Below are 16239 nucleotides of genomic sequence, written 5' to 3' on the forward strand. Positions count from 1 at the left end.
GCGGGAGCGTGCCGGAATTGGTAGACGGACTCGACTCAAAATCGAGCGCCCTCGGGCATGTGGGTTCAAGTCCCACCGCTCCCATCCCCGTGGCTCGGGCCAGCCAGGCGCCACCCCAGCCACAGGCACCGCTGGAGGTGGCTCACACCCCGGTCTCGGCGGTGATGGACACCTATGCCCGTCTGCCCCTGGAGCTCGTCGAAGGACGGGGGGTCTGGGTCCGTGACCGGCAGGGGCGCCGATATCTCGATTGCGTGGCCGGGATCGCCACCTGCACCCTCGGCCACAGCGACAGGGTGATGCGCCGGGCCCTGAGCCGCCAGCTGGGTCGGCTTCAGCACGTCTCCAACCTTTACAAGATCCCCGAGCAGGAGGATCTGGCCCGCTGGATCGTCAGCCGCAGCTGTGCCGACCGCGTCTTCTTCTGCAATTCCGGCGCCGAAGCCAACGAGGCCGCCATCAAGCTGGCCCGCAAGCATGGCCATCAGGTGCGCGGGATTGAACGCCCGCTGATTCTCACGGCCCAGGCCAGTTTCCATGGCCGCACTCTGGCAACCGTCAGTGCCACCGGTCAGCCCAAATACCACCAGGGCTTCGAGCCGATGGTGGAGGGATTCCACTTCTTCCCCTACAACGACACCGCCGCCTTCGAAGCCCTGCTGAGCCGCAGCGAAGCCGACGGAGCTCGGGTGGCGGCCGTGATGCTGGAACCTCTCCAGGGCGAGGGGGGGGTCAACCCCGGTGATCCGGCCTTCTTCCAGCGTGTGCGCCAGCTCTGCGATGAGCACCGCATCCTGCTGATCTTCGATGAGGTCCAGATCGGCATGGGCCGCAGCGGCTGCCTCTGGGGCTACGAAAAACTGGGTGTTGAACCCGATGCCTTCACAACGGCCAAGGGACTGGGCGGAGGCTTCCCGATCGGTGCCCTGGCGGTGAAGCAGGCCTTCGATCACTTCCGACCAGGTGACCACGCCAGCACCTTCGGGGGCAACCCCCTGGCCTGCCGGGCCGGCCTCACGGTGGCCCAGGAGCTGGAACGGCGGCTTCTGGTGCCCCACGTGCAACGCATGGGTGAACTCCTGCAGCAGTTGCTGGCTGAGCTGGTGGGCCGTCACCCCCAGCTTCTGGAGGGGGTGCGCGGCTGGGGACTGCTCCAGGGCCTGGTGCTCAGGCCGGAAGCCCCCACGGCCCCTCAGATCGTGCAGTCGGCGATTGAGAAGGGCTTGCTGGTGGTGCCCGCCGGGCCAAGGGTGGTGCGTCTGGTGCCGCCCCTGGTGATTCAGCCCCGCCAGCTCCGCCAGGCCGTGGCACTGCTGGAGCAGGCTCTGCTGGCGATCAGCGAACGGGTCTGACTCGAGGCGGCCTTTGCAAGCCATCGATTCGTTCGCCGATCTGATCGAGCCGTTCAGCCGCCGGGGTGTTGACCTGGGTCTCGAGCGGATGCGCCGCGCACTGGCGGAGCTGGGCCATCCCGAGCGCCGTTTCGCGGCGGTTCAGGTGGCGGGCACCAACGGCAAGGGATCGATCTGCACCCTGGTGCACGCAGCCCTCCAGGCCAGTGGCCTGCGCACCGGTCTCTACACCTCCCCCCACCTGGTGAGCTGGTGCGAGCGGATCCGGCTGGGGGACCAGCCGATCGCCGCCCAGGAGCTGCGCCGGCTGCTGAGCGATCTGCAGCCCCTGGCCCGGCGCCACGATCTGACCCCCTTCGAGCTGGTGACCCTGGCGGCCTTCCAGGCCTTCGCCGACGCCGGCCTCGACCTGGTGGTGCTGGAAGTGGGACTGGGGGGACGGCTGGACGCGACCACCGTCCATCCCGAGCGCCAGGTGCTGGGCTTCGCCGCCATCGGCATGGACCATGCCGAGGTGCTCGGCTCCACCATCGAGGCCATCACCACGGAGAAAGCGGGGATCCTCAGCCGCGGCAGCCTGGCGGTGAGCGGCCCCCAGCAGGAGGAAGCCGCTTCCGTGCTGCGCCAGCGCGCCTTCGAGAGCGGCAGCCGCCTGCGCTGGGTCAGCCCGCTCGCCACGGACCGGGAGGATCTGGTGGCCGGCCACCTGCGCTGGCGCAGCGGCCTGCCGGGCCTGGTCCAGCGCCACAACGCCGCCGTGGCCCTCGGACTGGTGCAGGCCCTTCGCCAGCTGGGCTGGACGATCCCCGACCAGGCCATCGTCGAGGGGTTTGAGGGAGCGCGCTGGCCGGCGCGGCTGCAACCGGTGCTCTGGCGGAGCCAGCCGATGCTGCTGGATGGGGCCCACAACCTGCCGGCAGCCGAAGCCCTGCGCCGGGAACTGGATCAGGGCGAGGCCAATGGACGCGGATGTTGCTGGGTGCTGGGGATGCTGGCGAACAAGCCCGCGCCGGCGATGGTCAGGGCCCTGCTGGCCCCCTCCGATCGGGCCTGGCTGGTGCCGGTGCCGGACCATCCCTGCTGGAGCCTGGAGGCGGTGCTGGCGGAAGCCCCCGAGCTGGCCGGACGCCTCGGGGCGACCGCCTCCCTGGCCGAAGCCCTGAGTGCCGCCACAGCCTGTGCCGCGGGAGGGACGGTGGTCGTGGCGGGATCGCTCTACCTGATCGGAGACCTGATCGCTTCAGGCACCCTCCAGCAACGGGCGTGATCCGGGGGAGAGTGGAGGCCGCATCCCGCAGCAGTGCCATGACCCCTGCCACACCTCCGATCCAGCCGCAGGAGGGGCACGACCAGAACCAGCGTCGCGGCTGGCCCGGAGCCCTGACCGTCGTGCTGCTGACCCTGCTGGCGGTCTCGCTGCTGGGCAGTCCCTGCTGCCCAGCAGCCTTCGCCCTCGACACCAGCGCAGGGGTGGGCCTGCAGGATCGCGCCCTGTTCCAGGACAGGGTCGATTACACCCTCACCAACCAGGACGGCAAGGACTTCAGCGGCCAGCAGCTGGCCAACACCTCCTTCGCCGGGGTGATGGCCCGGGATGCCGATTTCAGCGGCGCGGATCTGCACGGATCAATCCTGACGCAGGCCTCGTTCCTGCGTTCCGATTTCAGCGGCGCCGACCTCTCCGATGCCCTGATGGACCGGACCGACTTCAGCGGCACCGACCTGAGCGGAGCCCTGCTGCGGGGTGTGATCGCCGCCGGGAGCAGCTTCAGCGGCGCGGTGATCGATGGCGCCGACTTCAGCGAGGCCCTGCTGGATCGCTCCGATCAGCGCGCCCTCTGCCTCCGGGCTCAGGGAACCAATCCCACCACGGGCGTGAGCACCCGCCTCAGCCTCGACTGCCCCTAGGCCCTTCAGCGTTCACCCCAGCCCCGCAATTTGCCGGGGTTGAGCAGACCCGCCGGGTCGTAGGCGTGTTTGGCCGCCACCTGGTCGGCGTCGATCACTCCCAGGCCCCCATCCTCCACCGTGAGCACGTGGGGGTTGAACAGGAAGGCTCCCAGCTGCCGAGCCTGCTCCATCAGCTCCAGCAGCGCCTCCCTGCCACGCCAGCGCACCAGCGGCAGGGCTGCCAGGCGCTGGCAGCCCTGCTGACGCACGGCCTCGAGGTGCCAGAGCAGATCATCGCCCCAGCGATGCTTGAGGGCGGCGAGGGCCGGAGCCTCCGGTTGGGGCAGGAGCATCTGCAGATAGGTCCAACCGGGGTCATGGGCCCGCATGTGCAGGGTGGTGTGGTTCCAGCAGAGCTCGCGCAGGGGCACGCCACGGCTGCCCTGCTCCGGCGCCTGCCAGACCAGCCTCCCGCCCATGGCCGCCAGCAGCGGCTCCAGGGCCGGCAGGGCGTCCGGGGCCGCCAGCAGCAGCAGTCGATGCCCATCCGCCGGTGGACAGATGGCGGGGCCATGGCCCCCCGGAGAGGGCAGACGCGCGGCCACCGCCTCCTCCAGAAGGCAGAGGCCATTGAGCAGAAGGGCGGTGGCCGGCAGGGTGCGAATCGCCGCCACCGCTGCAGTCCAGCTGCGGAAATCGATCACCACCTGTTGCCAGGGCACCGCCGCGGCTGTGGCCAGGGTCACGGCGGTGAGGATGCCGTTGCTGCCGTAGGCGTGGTTGAGGGGTGCACTGGCGCTGGCATCGAGCTGCAGCAGCCGGGGCTCTGGCTCCACCGTCACCACTTCCAGCCCCAGCAGATGACCCGGGTCCCGCAGGAAGCCCCAGCGCACCGAGCCGATGCCGCCTGAACCTCCAGCGATGAACCCCCCCAGGCTGGCGCTGCGGCGAGTGCTCGGGGTGAGACGCAACTCCCGACCATGGGGGGCCAGCCGCTGGTCCAGGTCGGCCAGCAGGCATCCCGCCTCGGCGGTCATCACCCCGCTGAGGGGATCCAGCTGCCGCAGCTGGTTGAGGCCGCTGAGGTCGAGCACCACTCCCCCCGCCAGAGGGACACACTGGCCGTAGTTCCCGGTGCCGCTTCCCCGCAGCGTGAGCGGCACCCCATGACGGGCACAGGCTCCCGCCACCAGCCGCACCTGCTCGCTACAGCTGGCCCTGACCACCAGCTGGGCCAGCCTGTCCTGCAGCAGCGGCGTCAGCACCGGGGAGTAGCCGAAGAAATCCCTGGAGAGTCGCTCCAGCTCAGGCCCGCTGCGGATCACGACCAGACCTTTGCCGGCGTTGGCGGCGGCTGAGGGATCTGCGGCGGCCACGGCTGTCAGCTCGGCCACCAGAGCCTCGAGCTGGGAGTCCTTGGCGGGCGCCGGCAGACCGCTCGGCAGCTGGGTGGCCACAGCCAGGGCAGGGGGACGGGTGTCTGGATCGAAGGACAAGGAGCGGGGGCAGCGAACGGCAGGCGGAGCTGGCGCCTGCTTCCGTTCTACTCAGCCGGGCCGGGCCAGGACGCGGCCATCGCCTCCAGCCGTGCCGCCAGCGCCGGCGGCGACGGCAGAGGCAGCCACTCGCCTGCGCGCAGCACCCGGCGCTGGGGAGCGCGGGCCAGCAACTCACTCCAGCTGCCGGCGGCGAGCACCACCAGATCGGCTGGCGCCCCGGAGCGCAGCACCCCATCCCACTCCAGACCCATCAACCGCGAGGCGGCGGTGGTGAAGGGAGCCAGCCCCTGCCGCTGCCAGGGGGCCAGGTGGGCCGCCGGGAGGGAGAAGCGGAGCAGTTCCAACGGATCGAAATCCCCTCCCGGATACCAGGGGTCCTGAACGTTGTCACCCCCCACCGCCACCGTGACACCGGCGCGCTGCAGCTGGCGGATCGGGGCCAGGGGCCGGGTGGCCGGGGTGTCTCCAGCGTGATGTCCCAGCAGCCAGAGGTTCGTGGGGGGCAAGGCCACCACCGCCAGGGAGGCGTCCGCCATGGCATCGGCGAGCCGGCTCAGGCGGGGAGCCTTCAACTGCGACATCGAGCAGCTGTGGCTGCAGGTGACCGGCACACCGATGCGATGCCGCCGCACCAGACTGGCCACCAGGGCCACCCCCGCTCCCCCCCCCTCGCCGCTCTCGTCGACGTGGAGATCCACTGGGGCACCGAGGCTGTCGGCCAGCCGCAGCAGGGCCAGCAGCCCTTCGCCATCGCCACGGCCGGAGGCCAGGGGAGCCCCCAGAACCCCACCCAGCAGCACCGATCCCCTCGGACCACGGCTGACGAGCCGCCGGGCCAGGGCCTCGCCCGCCGCCGAGTCCCAGTGGCGCACCGGCACCAGGGCCACCAGCTGCAGCTCCAGCCGCGGCGCCCAGCGGCGTTGCAGCTGCAGCAGCCCCTCCCATCCCGGCTCGGCGCCTGGGCCGAGGCTGTCGATGTGGCTGCGCACAGCCCTCAGCCCATAGCGCCAGGCCTGCTCCAGGGCACGCTCACCCCGCTCCAGCACCTGCTCGAGAGTGCGGTCCTGGTGCTCAGCCTGGTTGGCGGCCAGGGCCCCCTGCATCGTGCCCGCCGGGTTCGGGTGGCGCTCCCAGCTGAAGGCCTTGTCGAGGTGGGCATGGGGCTCCACCAGTGGTGTGAGCGCCAGCGGCAGCAGGTCCCCGTCACGCCGCTGGTGAGTCTCGATCGCCGTGATCCGTCCATGCTGATGGCTCAGACGCACGGCCACCAGGCCGCTCGCATCCGCAGGGGGCAGGTCGAGCCGCCGGGGGTCGATCAGGGCGCGCGGCAGCAGCAGCGGCGGCAGGGACTCAGCCGCGCTCACCACGGTGCACGGTCGGCGCTGGCACTGTCAGAGTCGTTGTCGCTGGAGGTTTTCAGGATCCTGAAGTGCCCGGCAACCGCCACGGTGAGCACCCTGTAGAGAGGGAGTTCGAGAAACGGCAGCACCGAGGGGCCTCCGATCTGGGTGCGGTAGAGGCTGAACAGTCCGAAGTTCTGCCGCCGGGTGTTGCGACGGGCCAGCTCTCCGAGGACCCGGTTCTGGCTGCGGATCAGGTCAGGACAGTTCTGGATCGCCAGCTTCAGCGGCATCGGCAGGCGATTGACGCAGACCTCCTCCACCGCCAGTTCAGCCAGATGGTCACCGGCGAAGCTCTCGAACTCCTCCAGCCCAGGGTTGGTGAAGGCGAGGGCGACCCCGGTGACCCCACCGCCCAGGGCCAGAGCCGTGCACCAGCGGGCGTAGCAAGGGGAAGTGGCGGGCCGCAAGGTCAGGGTGCAGGGCTGCTTGATACATTGGCAAAGACCACGGCGGGCGTCGCCAAGTGGTTAAGGCAGCGGCTTGTGGCGCCGCTATTCGGGGGTTCGAGTCCCCTCGCTCGCCCTCAACGAGGCCAGCAGCCGATCGGCTGCTGGTTCATTTCTCACCGGGTCGGTGCAGGCAAGGCCCAGTTCATCACTGATGGCCGCACAGGCCCTGGCAGCGCTGGTCTCGGACAATCCGGCGGTGTTCAGCGCCACGACCCTCACCCGGGGTTGGGGTCCCGCGGGCCGGCCCAGAGCCGCCAGTCCCTCCAGGACATCGATCAGGTCCTTCAGAGGCGGGATGCCGACCTGGGGGTGCTTGTTCACATGGCTCTGGCCGGCCCGGTGGACCAAAACCAGTGCCGTGGGCTGGCAGCCCCGGATCAGCGGCAGGGTGGCCGAGGAGCCGGGGTGGCAGAGGGAGCCCTGGCCCTCCACGAACAGCAGGCTCTCTTCGGTGCAGGCCGGCTCTGAAGCCACCTCCAGCAGGACCCGCTCCACCGCGCCGGCGGCGTAATCGACGCGGACCGCATCCAGGGGGACCCCTCTGCCGCTGATCAGGATGCCGGCCTGGCCGGTGCCGACGAAACGGGCATCCAGCCCGGCGCGTCTGGCGGCCGAGGTGAGCTCCAGGCAGGCGCTCATCTTGCCCACGGCCATGTCGGTGCCGACCGCCAGAACGCGCCCGGCAGGCAGCGCCGCCGCCCGGGCCGCAGCCACCTCCAGACCTGGGGGCTCCTGGCGCAGATCCCAGATCCACTGCCCGGCACCCCGCAGGGCGGCCAGCTCCGGATCCGAGGCCAGGGGGGTGTGCAGACCGCTGGCCAGGTGCAGCCCGGCTCGCAGCGCCGCCGCCAGATCGGCCTTCAGCTCCGGAGGCAGCTGCCCGCCGGACGGAGCCAGCCCCACCACCGCCACCTCCGGCCGGTAAGCCAGCGCGGCGTTGAGATCGGCCACGATCGGCACCCGCCGGGAGATGCCGGTGATGGGCTCGAGTTCAGCGCCCGCATGGGCCGGATCCACCACGGCCACCACCGGACCCTGCCGGTAGCGCAACATCGCCAGGCCCGTCTTGCCCGACAGGTTGTCCAGGCCGCCGTGGAGCAGCAGCACCACGGGCGCATCGGCGCTCAGCACGGGTCACTCGCCGACCTGGGGCCGTCGACCTCGATCACCCCCAGCCCAGGATGGATGGAGGGCAGCAGGAGGTCCGCCCGGAGCTCCGGGCCTTCGAAGGGGTCATCGATCAGGTTCAGATGGCTGTCGAGGTCGGGCCAGCGCACCAGCGGCAGCAACTGGGAGGCCGCTCCATTGAGCAGGGCGCTGTCGGAGTAGCAGCCCAGCATCAGCTCGAGCCCGAGGCTGCGGGCGGTGCGGGCCATCAGCAGCGCCTCACTGAGCCCGCCGCTCTTGAGGAGCTTGATGTTCACCCCATCGACATGGGGGGCCAGGCGCAGCAGGTCGGCCAGAGTCCAGCAGCTCTCATCGGCCACCAGGGGAATCGGGCAGCTCAGATCGAGGGCCGCGAAGCCGGCCGTGTCGGCGTCGGGGTCGAGCTGGGCGGGCAGCGGCTGTTCCACCAGCACCACCCCCTGCTCCGCCAGCCAGGGAATCAGCTGCTGGGCCGTGGCCAGATCCCAGCCGCCGTTGGCATCCACCTGCAGCTCACTGACCCTGCCGGCGGCACCGGCCCGTTCCTGCAACCTCTGCACCACCGCCAGCACCAGGGCCCGGTCGTGATCCGGGCCATCAGGGCTGCCCAGCTTCAGCTTCAGCCGCCTGGGCCAGCAGCCCAGGCGGTCCTGCCAGAGATCCAGCCGGGCCAGCACCTGCTCAACCCCAGCCAGGCCGAGGGTGACGCTGGTGGGGCTGCAGGCGGCCCGATCCAGGCCCCAGAGACGCCAGAGGGGCTGACCCAGCTTCTGGCCCCACCAGTCATGCAGAGCCAGGTCGATGGCGCAGCGGGCCGGTGGCGACAGGGGGGCCAGCCAGGGCTCGAGCGCCTGAAAGGCCGGTAGTTCCGCGCTGAGACTCCGCCCTTCGGCGGAAGCGAAGCGTGCCAGCAGGGCCTCCAGTTCAGCGGCGACCGTTTCGGTGGCGTAGGCCCGCTGACCAGTGTCGAACCCCCCGGCTTCGCCACGCCCCACCAGCCCCTCGTGCGCCAGCTCGACCACCAGCCGCCGCACCGAAGCCGTGGTGCCCCGGCTGATCGCCAGGGGCACCGCCTTGGTGAGCGTGATCCAGCGAAGGCCTGCCTGCATCGCACAAGTTTCGGCCATGGTCGAAACTTGTGCGATGAGCGTGACCACCACAACAGCGAGTGCCACAGCAGCGGCACGACCCGGGACCGCACAGCCCGGCAGCTACTGGATCACCACCTTCGGCTGCCAGATGAACAAGGCCGATTCCGAGCGCATGGCCGGAATCCTCGAAGGCATGGGCTATCACCCCGGGAGCGATGAGCACAGTGCCGATCTGGTGCTCTACAACACCTGCACGATCCGCGACAACGCCGAGCAGAAGGTGTACAGCTACCTGGGCCGTCAGGCCCAGCGCAAGCGCAGCAACCCCCACCTCACGCTGGTGGTGGCCGGCTGCGTGGCCCAGCAGGAGGGCGAGTCGCTGCTGAGGCGGGTGCCGGAACTCGACCTGGTGATGGGCCCCCAGCACGCCAACAGGCTGGGCACTCTGCTGGAGCAGGTGGCCAGCGGCCAGCAGGTGGTGGCCACCGGCGAGCATCACATCCTCGAGGACATCACCACCGCCCGCCGCGATTCCCAGGTGTGCGCCTGGGTGAATGTGATCTACGGCTGCAACGAGCGCTGCACCTACTGCGTGGTGCCCTCGGTGCGCGGCAGGGAACAGAGCCGCAGCCCGGGGGCCATCCGCCTGGAGATGGAGGGGCTTGCGGAGCGGGGCTTCAAGGAGATCACCCTTCTGGGCCAGAACATCGATGCCTATGGCCGCGACCTGCCCGGCATCACCCCGGAAGGCCGCCGCGAGCACACGCTCACCGACCTGCTCCACCATGTCCACGACGTGGAGGGGATCGAGCGGATCCGCTTCGCCACCTCCCATCCCCGCTACTTCACCGAGCGTCTGATCGACGCCTGCGCTGAGCTGCCCAAGCTCTGTGATCACTTCCACATCCCTTTCCAGAGCGGTGATGACGACGTGCTGAAGGCGATGGCACGCGGCTACACGGTGGAGCGCTACCGCCGGATCCTCGAGCGGATCCGGGAGCGCATGCCCGATGCGGCGATCAGCGCCGATGTGATCGTGGCCTTCCCCGGCGAAACCGACGCCCAGTACCGCCGCACCCTGGCCTTGATCGAGGCGATCGGCTTCGACCAGGTGAACACCGCCGCCTACTCGCCCAGACCCAACACTCCCGCCGCCGACTGGCCCGGTCAACTGCCGGAGGCCGTGAAGGTGGAGCGGCTGCAGGAGCTCAATGCCCTGGTGGAGCGCACCGCACGGCAACGCAGCGAGCGCTACCGGGGACGCATCGAGCAGGTGCTGGTGGAGGGCACCAACCCCCGGGACCCCGCTCAGCGCATGGGCCGCACCCGCACCAACCGGCTGACCTTCTTCCCGGACCGCGCCCCATCCCCCGGCCACGGGGAGCGCGACGGCGCCGTCATTCAGCCGGGTGATCTGGTGAATGTGCGGATCGAGGAGGTGCGTGCCTTCTCCCTCACCGGGGTGGCGGTGGGCTGAGACGCGGGGCGCTGATACGTTTGGCGCCGATCCGGATCCAGCCGACCCCATGCCCAGCCCCCCCCGCTGCGTCGGCCTGGTGTTCGGGGGGGCTTCCGACGAGCACGCCGTCTCGATCCGCTCGGCCATCACCGTGGTGGGCGGCCTCAGGGGGGGGGAGAACCTTGTTCGCTACCGGGTTCGGCCGTTCTACATCGATCGTGACGGCCGCTGGTGGGGGCCCGAACTGGCGGAGGCCGTGCTCTCCAGCGGCGAGCCACCGCCTGATGGGCAGCTGATCGGGACGGCTGCAGATCCTTCGCTGACGGGTCCGGGCTTCCGGGGCCTTCCCCCGGGGGCTGCTGAGGTGGACGTGTGGTTTCCGGTGCTGCACGGGCCCAATGGTGAGGATGGCACCATCCAGGGTCTGTTCGCACTGATGCAGGTGCCCTTCGTGGGCTCGGGCGTGCTCGGCTCGGCCCTGGGTATGGACAAACAGGCCATGAAAGCCGCGTTCGCCGCCGCAGGCCTGCCCCAGGTGCCCTACGCGGCCGTCCAGGCGGCTGACCTCCGCCGTGACCCTGAAGGGCTTCTCGGGCGGCTGGAGCGCGATCTGGGTTACCCCTGCTTCGTCAAGCCGGCCAACATGGGCTCCTCGGTGGGCATCAGCAAGGCCAGCGACCGCAACGCTCTGCTGCAGGGGCTGAAACTGGCCGCTGCCCTGGATCCGCGGCTGGTGGTGGAGCAGGGGGTCACGGCCAGGGAACTGGAGTGCGCCGTACTCGGCCAGGGCATGGGAGGCCGGGGCGGCCTGCAGGCTTCGGTGGTGGGGGAGATCCGCTTCTCCGCCGACTGGTACGACTACGAGACGAAGTACACCGCAGGGCTGAGCTCCACGGTGATTCCCGCAGAGCTGCCCGAGCCCGTGAGCGAGAGCGTGCGCAGCATGGCTCTGCAGGCCTGCGCCGCCGTGGCGGCTGAGGGGCTGGCCCGGGTGGATTTCTTCTACGACGAGACCGCGCAGCGGCTCTGGCTGAACGAGATCAACACCCTGCCCGGCTTCACCAGCCAGAGCATGTATCCGATGCTCTGGGCAGCCAGCGGCGTACCCCTGGTGGATCTCGTGCACCAGCTGGTGGAGAGCGCGGGAGAATGGGACGGTGGATCATCTCGAGAGGACCCGGCGGAATGAGTCACGGCTTGGTCTGGCTGCCCCTGCTGGTGGTCTTCGTGTTGCTCACGGCCCTCGGCTGGCTCGAGCGGCGCCGTCAACGGCTGTTCCGTGACTGGGCGGCGGGCTCGGAACTCGCGAAGCTCGATGGCTGCGGAGCGGCACGGCTCGCTGATGGAGTCCTGACCTGGAGCACCTTCGAAGCCGGGGTGCTCAAACCCCAGGGATCCTTCGTCATCAGCAAGCTGGAATTGCTGGAGCTGATGTCCCTGGGATCGGGTGACGCTCCCCTCACCGACGAAAGTCAGGGCAGTTGCCGGGTGAGGCTGGTGGGTGATGGCCAGCAGAAGGATGTGCCGTTCTCCGATGCCGATCGTGCCCGGCGCTGGATGGACGAACTGATGGCCCGTTCCCGTTGTGAGCTGTGAGCCCCGCACCCCAGGCGCCAGGTGTTGAACGACGGCGACAGCTGAGGCTGCAGCGCCGTCAGGAGCGCCTGCGCAACTTCTGGCGGCTAGTGGTCTTCTCCGCGGCCGCCGCGGGCCTTGGTTACGGACTTCTGCGTCAGGGCTGGACCCTGAGCAGCCCATCCCAGGTGGACGTGAGCGGCAGCGAACGCGTCAGCCGTGAGCAGGCGATCGCCGCGGCCGAGCTTCGCTTTCCCATGCCCCTGCTGACTCTCGATCCCAGGCTGCTGCGCGCGGAACTGCTGGACGCCCTGCCCGTGGAGCAGGTGACGGTGCAGCGTCTGATCCTTCCGCCCCGGCTGCGCATCGAGCTGGTGGACCGCCAGGTGGTGGCTCGGGCGGAGCGCCGCACAGCCAAAGGGAATGAGCAGGGCTATGTCGACCGCCTGGGCAACTGGATCAGCAGCAGCCAGCAGGCCATGGGATCCAGCGGCAGCCAGCCCGAAACGGCGGTCCTGGTGCAGGGATGGCAGGCTCGCTTCAAGCCCACGATCGTGAAGCTGATCAGCCGCCGCAATGACCTGGGCAGCCCACTCAGGACCATCCGCTTCGAGCCCGATGGCACCATCTGGCTGACCACCGGCAGCCTCGGGGAGGTGAAGCTCGGCGGAGCTGACGGCGATCTCGCCCGCCGCCTCGATGTGTTGCGCTATCTGTCCGGGGAATTGCCGAAGCGAGTCCAGGGCCAGGGGGTGCGCTCGATCGACCTCAGCGACCCGGACCAACCCGAGCTGGGGCTGCCAGCTCCAGCCGTCGGTTCCGGCAATCCGAAACAGGCCGGGAACGGAGTGGATTGATGCCGTTCAGACCGCAGACTCGCCAATGGCTCGCAAACCCGCACAGGCCCATTGCGAGAATACGCATTTCACGCAAAGTTGCCGCATCGCACAGGATTTTTCCAGTCCGCCGCCGACATAATGCTTCCCGAGATGAGTGTGAACGGTTCCCCGGGCGACCACCCCATCGCACACCAGCACACCATCCCACCAGAAGCCTTACTCGGAACCCCTTTGACCTCCTCGCCCTCCAGTAACGGCATTGTTCCCAGCCAGAGCGCCAGGATCGAAGTGATCGGTGTTGGCGGTGGCGGCAGCAATGCCGTCAACCGGATGATCGCCTCCGATCTCGATGGAGTCGGCTACCGGGTACTCAACACCGACGCCCAGGCCTTGCTGCAGTCAGCTGCCCAGCGGCGGGTGCAGCTCGGCCAGAAGCTCACCCGGGGTCTCGGGGCTGGCGGCAACCCCATGATCGGTCAGAAGGCCGCCGAGGAATCCCGCAACGAGCTTCAGGAAGCTCTGGAGGGGGCCGACCTGGTGTTCATCGCTGCCGGCATGGGTGGCGGTACCGGCACCGGCGCTGCGCCCATCCTGGCCGAAGTCGCCAAGGAATGCGGGGCCCTCACCGTGGGCATCGTCACCAAGCCCTTCGGCTTCGAGGGCCGCAAGCGCATGAAGCAGGCGGAGGAGGGGATCGCCCGCCTGGCGGAGCACGTCGACACCCTGATCGTGATCCCCAACGACCGCCTGCGGGACGCCATCTCCGGCGCGCCCCTGCAGGAGGCGTTCCGAGCCGCCGACGATGTGCTACGTCAGGGCGTCAAGGGCATCAGCGACATCATCACCCGGCCTGGACTGGTCAACGTCGACTTCGCGGATGTGCGCTCGGTCATGACCCTGGCGGGCACGGCCCTTCTCGGTATCGGCGTGGGCTCCGGACGCTCACGGGCCGTGGAGGCCGCCCAGGCCGCCATCAGCAGCCCCCTGCTCGAAGCAGCCCGGATCGATGGAGCGAAGGGCTGCGTGATCAACATCAGTGGCGGCAAGGACATGACCCTCGAGGACATGACCACGGCCTCTGAAGTGATCTACGACGTGGTCGATCCCGACGCCAACATCATCGTGGGCGCGGTCGTCGACGAGAAGCTCGAGGGCGAGATCCACGTGACGGTGATCGCCACCGGCTTCGAGGCAGGCAGCTCCTACCGCACCGAGCGACCCCGCGCGACGTTCGCCACGAGCCCGGAACTCACCCACACCGAAGCCGAGGCCGACCAGCGCGGCGCCAAGATTCCACCGTTCCTGCTCAACCGCCAGAGCCGCTCCAGCGACAGCTGATTCAAGGGGGTGACCCGGAGTCCACGCCTGCCCGGAGCATCCCGTGTGGCTGCTCCCTTCCGGTCCTGACCAGATTTGGGCGTCCGGGCCGCGTGGGTCCGAGTCGGGTTGATGGTAGCAATGGAAGCTCTGGAGGTTCCTGCCCGTGCCCCTGCGACCCGGTGATCTCGTGGCCCGCAAGCAGGAGGGTCGGCCGATCCTGATGCTGACCGCCTGGGATGCGCTCTCGGCGGCGCTGGTGGAGGAGGCCGGAGCCGAAGTGGTGCTGGTGGGCGATTCCCTGGCGATGGTGGTGCTCGGCCATGCCACCACCCTGCCGGTGACCCTGACGGAGATGATCGGCCACACCCAGGCCGTGGCCCGGGGTCTGCGCCGGCCCGAGGGGCAGCAACCGCTGCTGATCTGCGATCTGCCCTTCCTGAGCTATCAGTGCGGCGGTGATCAGGCGGTGGCCGCCGCCGGCCGGGTGCTCAAGGAAAGCGCTGCGGCGGCCGTGAAGCTGGAGGGAGGGGAACCGGAAACCGTGGCTGTGGTCGACCGGCTGGTGCGCAGCGGGATCCCGGTGATGGGCCACCTCGGTCTGACCCCCCAGTCGGTGCACAGGCTGGGTTACCGCCGCCAGGCCAGGGATCCGATCAGCCAGGAGCGCCTGAGGCGCCAGGCCCTGAATCTGGAGGCCGCCGGCTGCTTCGCCCTGGTGCTGGAGCACGTGCCGGCGGATCTGGCCGGCAGCCTGCGCCGGCAGCTGGCCATTCCGGTGATCGGAATCGGCGCCGGCGACGACTGCGACGGCCAGGTGCGGGTCACCGCGGATCTGCTGGGCCTGACCCCGAGCCAACCTCCCTTCAGTACGCCACTGCTGGCCGGGCGCCAGCTCTGCGTGGAGGCCCTCAGGGGCTGGCTGCAATCGGCGACACCTCCGGGACCGGCGGCGTCTCGGCAGGCTGATGGGCGTCCCACCAGGCCAGCAGCTCCCTCAGCACCGCATTGCTGAGGGCCAGTCCCTGCGGATCCGCCAGACGCCAGCGTCGGCCCTCCACCAGCAGCAGCCCCCGCTCGCGCCAGGGGGCCATCCAGCCGTGCAGCGATGCGCGATCAGCCTCACTCAGGCCCGCTGCCTGGGCAAGCCGCTCCAGGTTTACCCCTTCGCGTCGGCGCAGACCCACCATCAGCCACTCATCGAACGGCGGCTGCCCCGCCGCCGGGACGGCCGACCTGGTCTGCAGCCAGGCGGCATAGGCCTCCCGGGTGCGGGGCCTGGCCTGACGCTGGCCGTAGGGAGCCGACGTGGCCCCCAGTCCGAAACCCCACCAGCCGGCCCCACTCCAGTAAACGCGGTTGTGGCGGGACGCGTGCCCGGGCAGGGCGTAGTTGGAGATCTCGTAGCGGCCGAAGCCGGCGCTCCGCAGCAGCTCGCCGGTGAGGTCCATCAGGTCGGCCCCCAGATCCGGATCCGGCAGGGGCAGCTCTCCGCGCTTCTGCAGGCGCTCGAACACGGTGCCCGGCTCCACGATCAGGTCGTAGACGGAAAGATGGGGAGGCCCCAGCTCGAGGGCCTGCTGCAGCTGCTGCCGCCAGTGGGGCAGATCCTGCTCGGGGAGACCCTGAATCAGATCCAGACTCCAGCTGACCAGGTCGCCGGCGGCCTGGGCCCGGCTCAGCCAGCCGGCGGCCTGGAGCAGATGCTGACGGCGATGGCGGCGGCCGAGACGCTCCAGCACGGCGTCATCGAAGCTCTGCCCCCCCAGGCTCACCCGGTTGATGCCCAGCGCCAGCATCCCCTCCAGCCTCGGGCGGTCGAAGCTGGCCGGATCCATCTCCAGGGTGATCTCAGCTCCAGGGGAGAAGCCGAAGCGCTGGCGCAGGCCATCCAGGAGCTTCCCCATCTGCTCGGGGGTCAGCAGCGACGGGGTGCCGCCACCGATGTAGACGGTGGAGAGAGGGGCCGGGTTCTCAGAAACGGCGATCTCAGCCTGCAGCAGTGGCAGGTAGGCGGCGATCGAGGCGGAATGGGCACCGTCGGCCTTGTCCCCCAGGGGCACCACCGCGAAGTCGCAGTAGAAGCAGCGGCGGTGGCAGAAGGGGATGTGGAGGTAGGCGGCGCGGGGTGCGTTCAAGACCTGGAATGGGGTTGGGCGCGGTCGCCTTCAGGATTCGCCACATGTCCATAGGCAAATGTACGGATACCTTTCCCGGTC

Annotated in this window: 15 protein-coding genes, 2 tRNA genes and 1 other RNA gene; 11 read left to right on the top strand and 7 right to left on the bottom strand. The window is 69.7% G+C overall.

Going from position 1 to position 16239, the window contains the following annotated elements:
• The first annotated feature begins 2 nt into the window (after positions 1-2).
• From I1E95_RS03585 to I1E95_RS03600, 4 genes are all read left to right on the top strand, one after another.
• A tRNA-Leu gene (locus I1E95_RS03585) sits at positions 3-84 on the top strand.
• A gap of 80 nt (positions 85-164) precedes the next feature.
• The gene (locus tag I1E95_RS03590) at positions 165-1352 is read left to right on the top strand and encodes an aspartate aminotransferase family protein (protein ID WP_197167064.1); all 1188 of its coding nucleotides are present in this window, start codon (positions 165-167) and stop codon (positions 1350-1352) included.
• A gap of 13 nt (positions 1353-1365) precedes the next feature.
• The gene (locus I1E95_RS03595; protein WP_197165541.1) at positions 1366-2619 is read left to right on the top strand and encodes a folylpolyglutamate synthase/dihydrofolate synthase family protein; all 1254 of its coding nucleotides are present in this window, start codon (positions 1366-1368) and stop codon (positions 2617-2619) included.
• Between the two features lie 38 nt (positions 2620-2657).
• Positions 2658-3260, top strand: a complete 603-nt coding sequence (locus I1E95_RS03600) for a pentapeptide repeat-containing protein (protein WP_231594835.1) — start codon at positions 2658-2660, stop codon at positions 3258-3260.
• A 5-nt stretch (positions 3261-3265) separates the two neighbouring features.
• Here I1E95_RS03600 and I1E95_RS03605 read toward each other — a convergent pair whose 3' ends face one another.
• The 3 genes from I1E95_RS03605 to I1E95_RS03615 are packed head-to-tail and all read right to left on the bottom strand — an operon-like array spanning position 3266 to position 6551.
• A complete protein-coding gene (locus tag I1E95_RS03605; RefSeq protein WP_231594836.1) occupies positions 3266-4738 on the bottom strand; it encodes an FAD-binding oxidoreductase in 1473 nt (490 codons plus the stop codon).
• Positions 4739-4785: 47 nt separating this feature from the next.
• Complete coding sequence (locus tag I1E95_RS03610) at positions 4786-6108, bottom strand: amidohydrolase family protein (RefSeq protein WP_197165543.1); 1323 nt, start codon at positions 6106-6108, stop codon at positions 4786-4788.
• On the bottom strand, positions 6102-6551 hold the full coding sequence (locus I1E95_RS03615; RefSeq protein WP_231594837.1) for a DUF4359 domain-containing protein: 450 nt from the start codon (positions 6549-6551) through the stop codon (positions 6102-6104). The genes I1E95_RS03610 and I1E95_RS03615 overlap by 7 nt, the downstream gene beginning before the upstream one ends.
• Before the next feature lie 42 nt (positions 6552-6593).
• On the opposite strand from I1E95_RS03615, the gene I1E95_RS03620 reads away from it, so the two are divergent.
• A tRNA-His gene (locus I1E95_RS03620) sits at positions 6594-6666 on the top strand.
• Here I1E95_RS03620 and I1E95_RS03625 read toward each other — a convergent pair.
• Both I1E95_RS03625 and I1E95_RS03630 read right to left on the bottom strand, forming a co-directional pair.
• Positions 6636-7724: a DUF1611 domain-containing protein gene (locus I1E95_RS03625; protein ID WP_197165545.1), complete on the bottom strand. Its 1089-nt coding sequence runs from the start codon at positions 7722-7724 to the stop codon at positions 6636-6638. The two genes, I1E95_RS03620 and I1E95_RS03625, sit on opposite strands and share 31 nt — an antisense overlap.
• A complete protein-coding gene (locus tag I1E95_RS03630) occupies positions 7718-8848 on the bottom strand; it encodes a dipeptide epimerase (protein ID WP_197165547.1) in 1131 nt (376 codons plus the stop codon). Before I1E95_RS03630 ends, I1E95_RS03625 begins: the two co-directional genes overlap by 7 nt.
• A 34-nt stretch (positions 8849-8882) precedes the next feature.
• Between I1E95_RS03630 and miaB the strand changes: the two genes are divergently transcribed.
• The 5 genes from miaB to ftsZ all read left to right on the top strand — a co-directional run bounded on the left by miaB (position 8883) and on the right by ftsZ (position 14041).
• Positions 8883-10307: a tRNA (N6-isopentenyl adenosine(37)-C2)-methylthiotransferase MiaB gene (miaB, locus tag I1E95_RS03635; protein WP_197165549.1), complete on the top strand. Its 1425-nt coding sequence runs from the start codon at positions 8883-8885 to the stop codon at positions 10305-10307.
• 49 nt (positions 10308-10356) lie between these two features.
• Complete coding sequence (locus I1E95_RS03640) at positions 10357-11478, top strand: D-alanine--D-alanine ligase family protein (RefSeq protein WP_197165551.1); 1122 nt, start codon at positions 10357-10359, stop codon at positions 11476-11478.
• The gene (locus I1E95_RS03645; protein ID WP_197165553.1) at positions 11475-11885 is read left to right on the top strand and encodes a hypothetical protein; all 411 of its coding nucleotides are present in this window, start codon (positions 11475-11477) and stop codon (positions 11883-11885) included. Before I1E95_RS03640 ends, I1E95_RS03645 begins: the two co-directional genes overlap by 4 nt.
• A complete protein-coding gene (locus tag I1E95_RS03650) occupies positions 11882-12721 on the top strand; it encodes a cell division protein FtsQ/DivIB (protein WP_197165554.1) in 840 nt (279 codons plus the stop codon). Before I1E95_RS03645 ends, I1E95_RS03650 begins: the two co-directional genes overlap by 4 nt.
• 213 nt (positions 12722-12934) lie before the next feature.
• Positions 12935-14041, top strand: coding sequence for a cell division protein FtsZ (gene ftsZ / locus I1E95_RS03655; RefSeq protein WP_197165556.1), 1107 nt, complete (start codon positions 12935-12937; stop codon positions 14039-14041).
• Between the two features lie 8 nt (positions 14042-14049).
• Here ftsZ and ffs read toward each other — a convergent pair.
• An RNA gene (gene ffs / locus I1E95_RS03660) (signal recognition particle sRNA small type) lies at positions 14050-14146 on the bottom strand.
• A 46-nt stretch (positions 14147-14192) separates the two neighbouring features.
• On the opposite strand from ffs, the gene panB reads away from it, so the two are divergent.
• Positions 14193-15035 (top strand): 3-methyl-2-oxobutanoate hydroxymethyltransferase, encoded by an 843-nt coding sequence (panB, locus tag I1E95_RS03665; protein WP_231594947.1) that lies wholly within the window; start codon positions 14193-14195, stop codon positions 15033-15035.
• Here panB and hemW read toward each other — a convergent pair.
• Complete coding sequence (gene hemW / locus I1E95_RS03670; RefSeq protein ID WP_197165559.1) at positions 14932-16158, bottom strand: radical SAM family heme chaperone HemW; 1227 nt, start codon at positions 16156-16158, stop codon at positions 14932-14934. The genes panB and hemW overlap by 104 nt on opposite strands.
• Positions 16159-16239: the final 81 nt, after the last annotated feature.

It is taken from the genome of Synechococcus sp. CBW1107, from assembly GCF_015841355.1.
Taxonomy (GTDB): Bacteria; Cyanobacteriota; Cyanobacteriia; order PCC-6307; family Cyanobiaceae; genus Regnicoccus_A.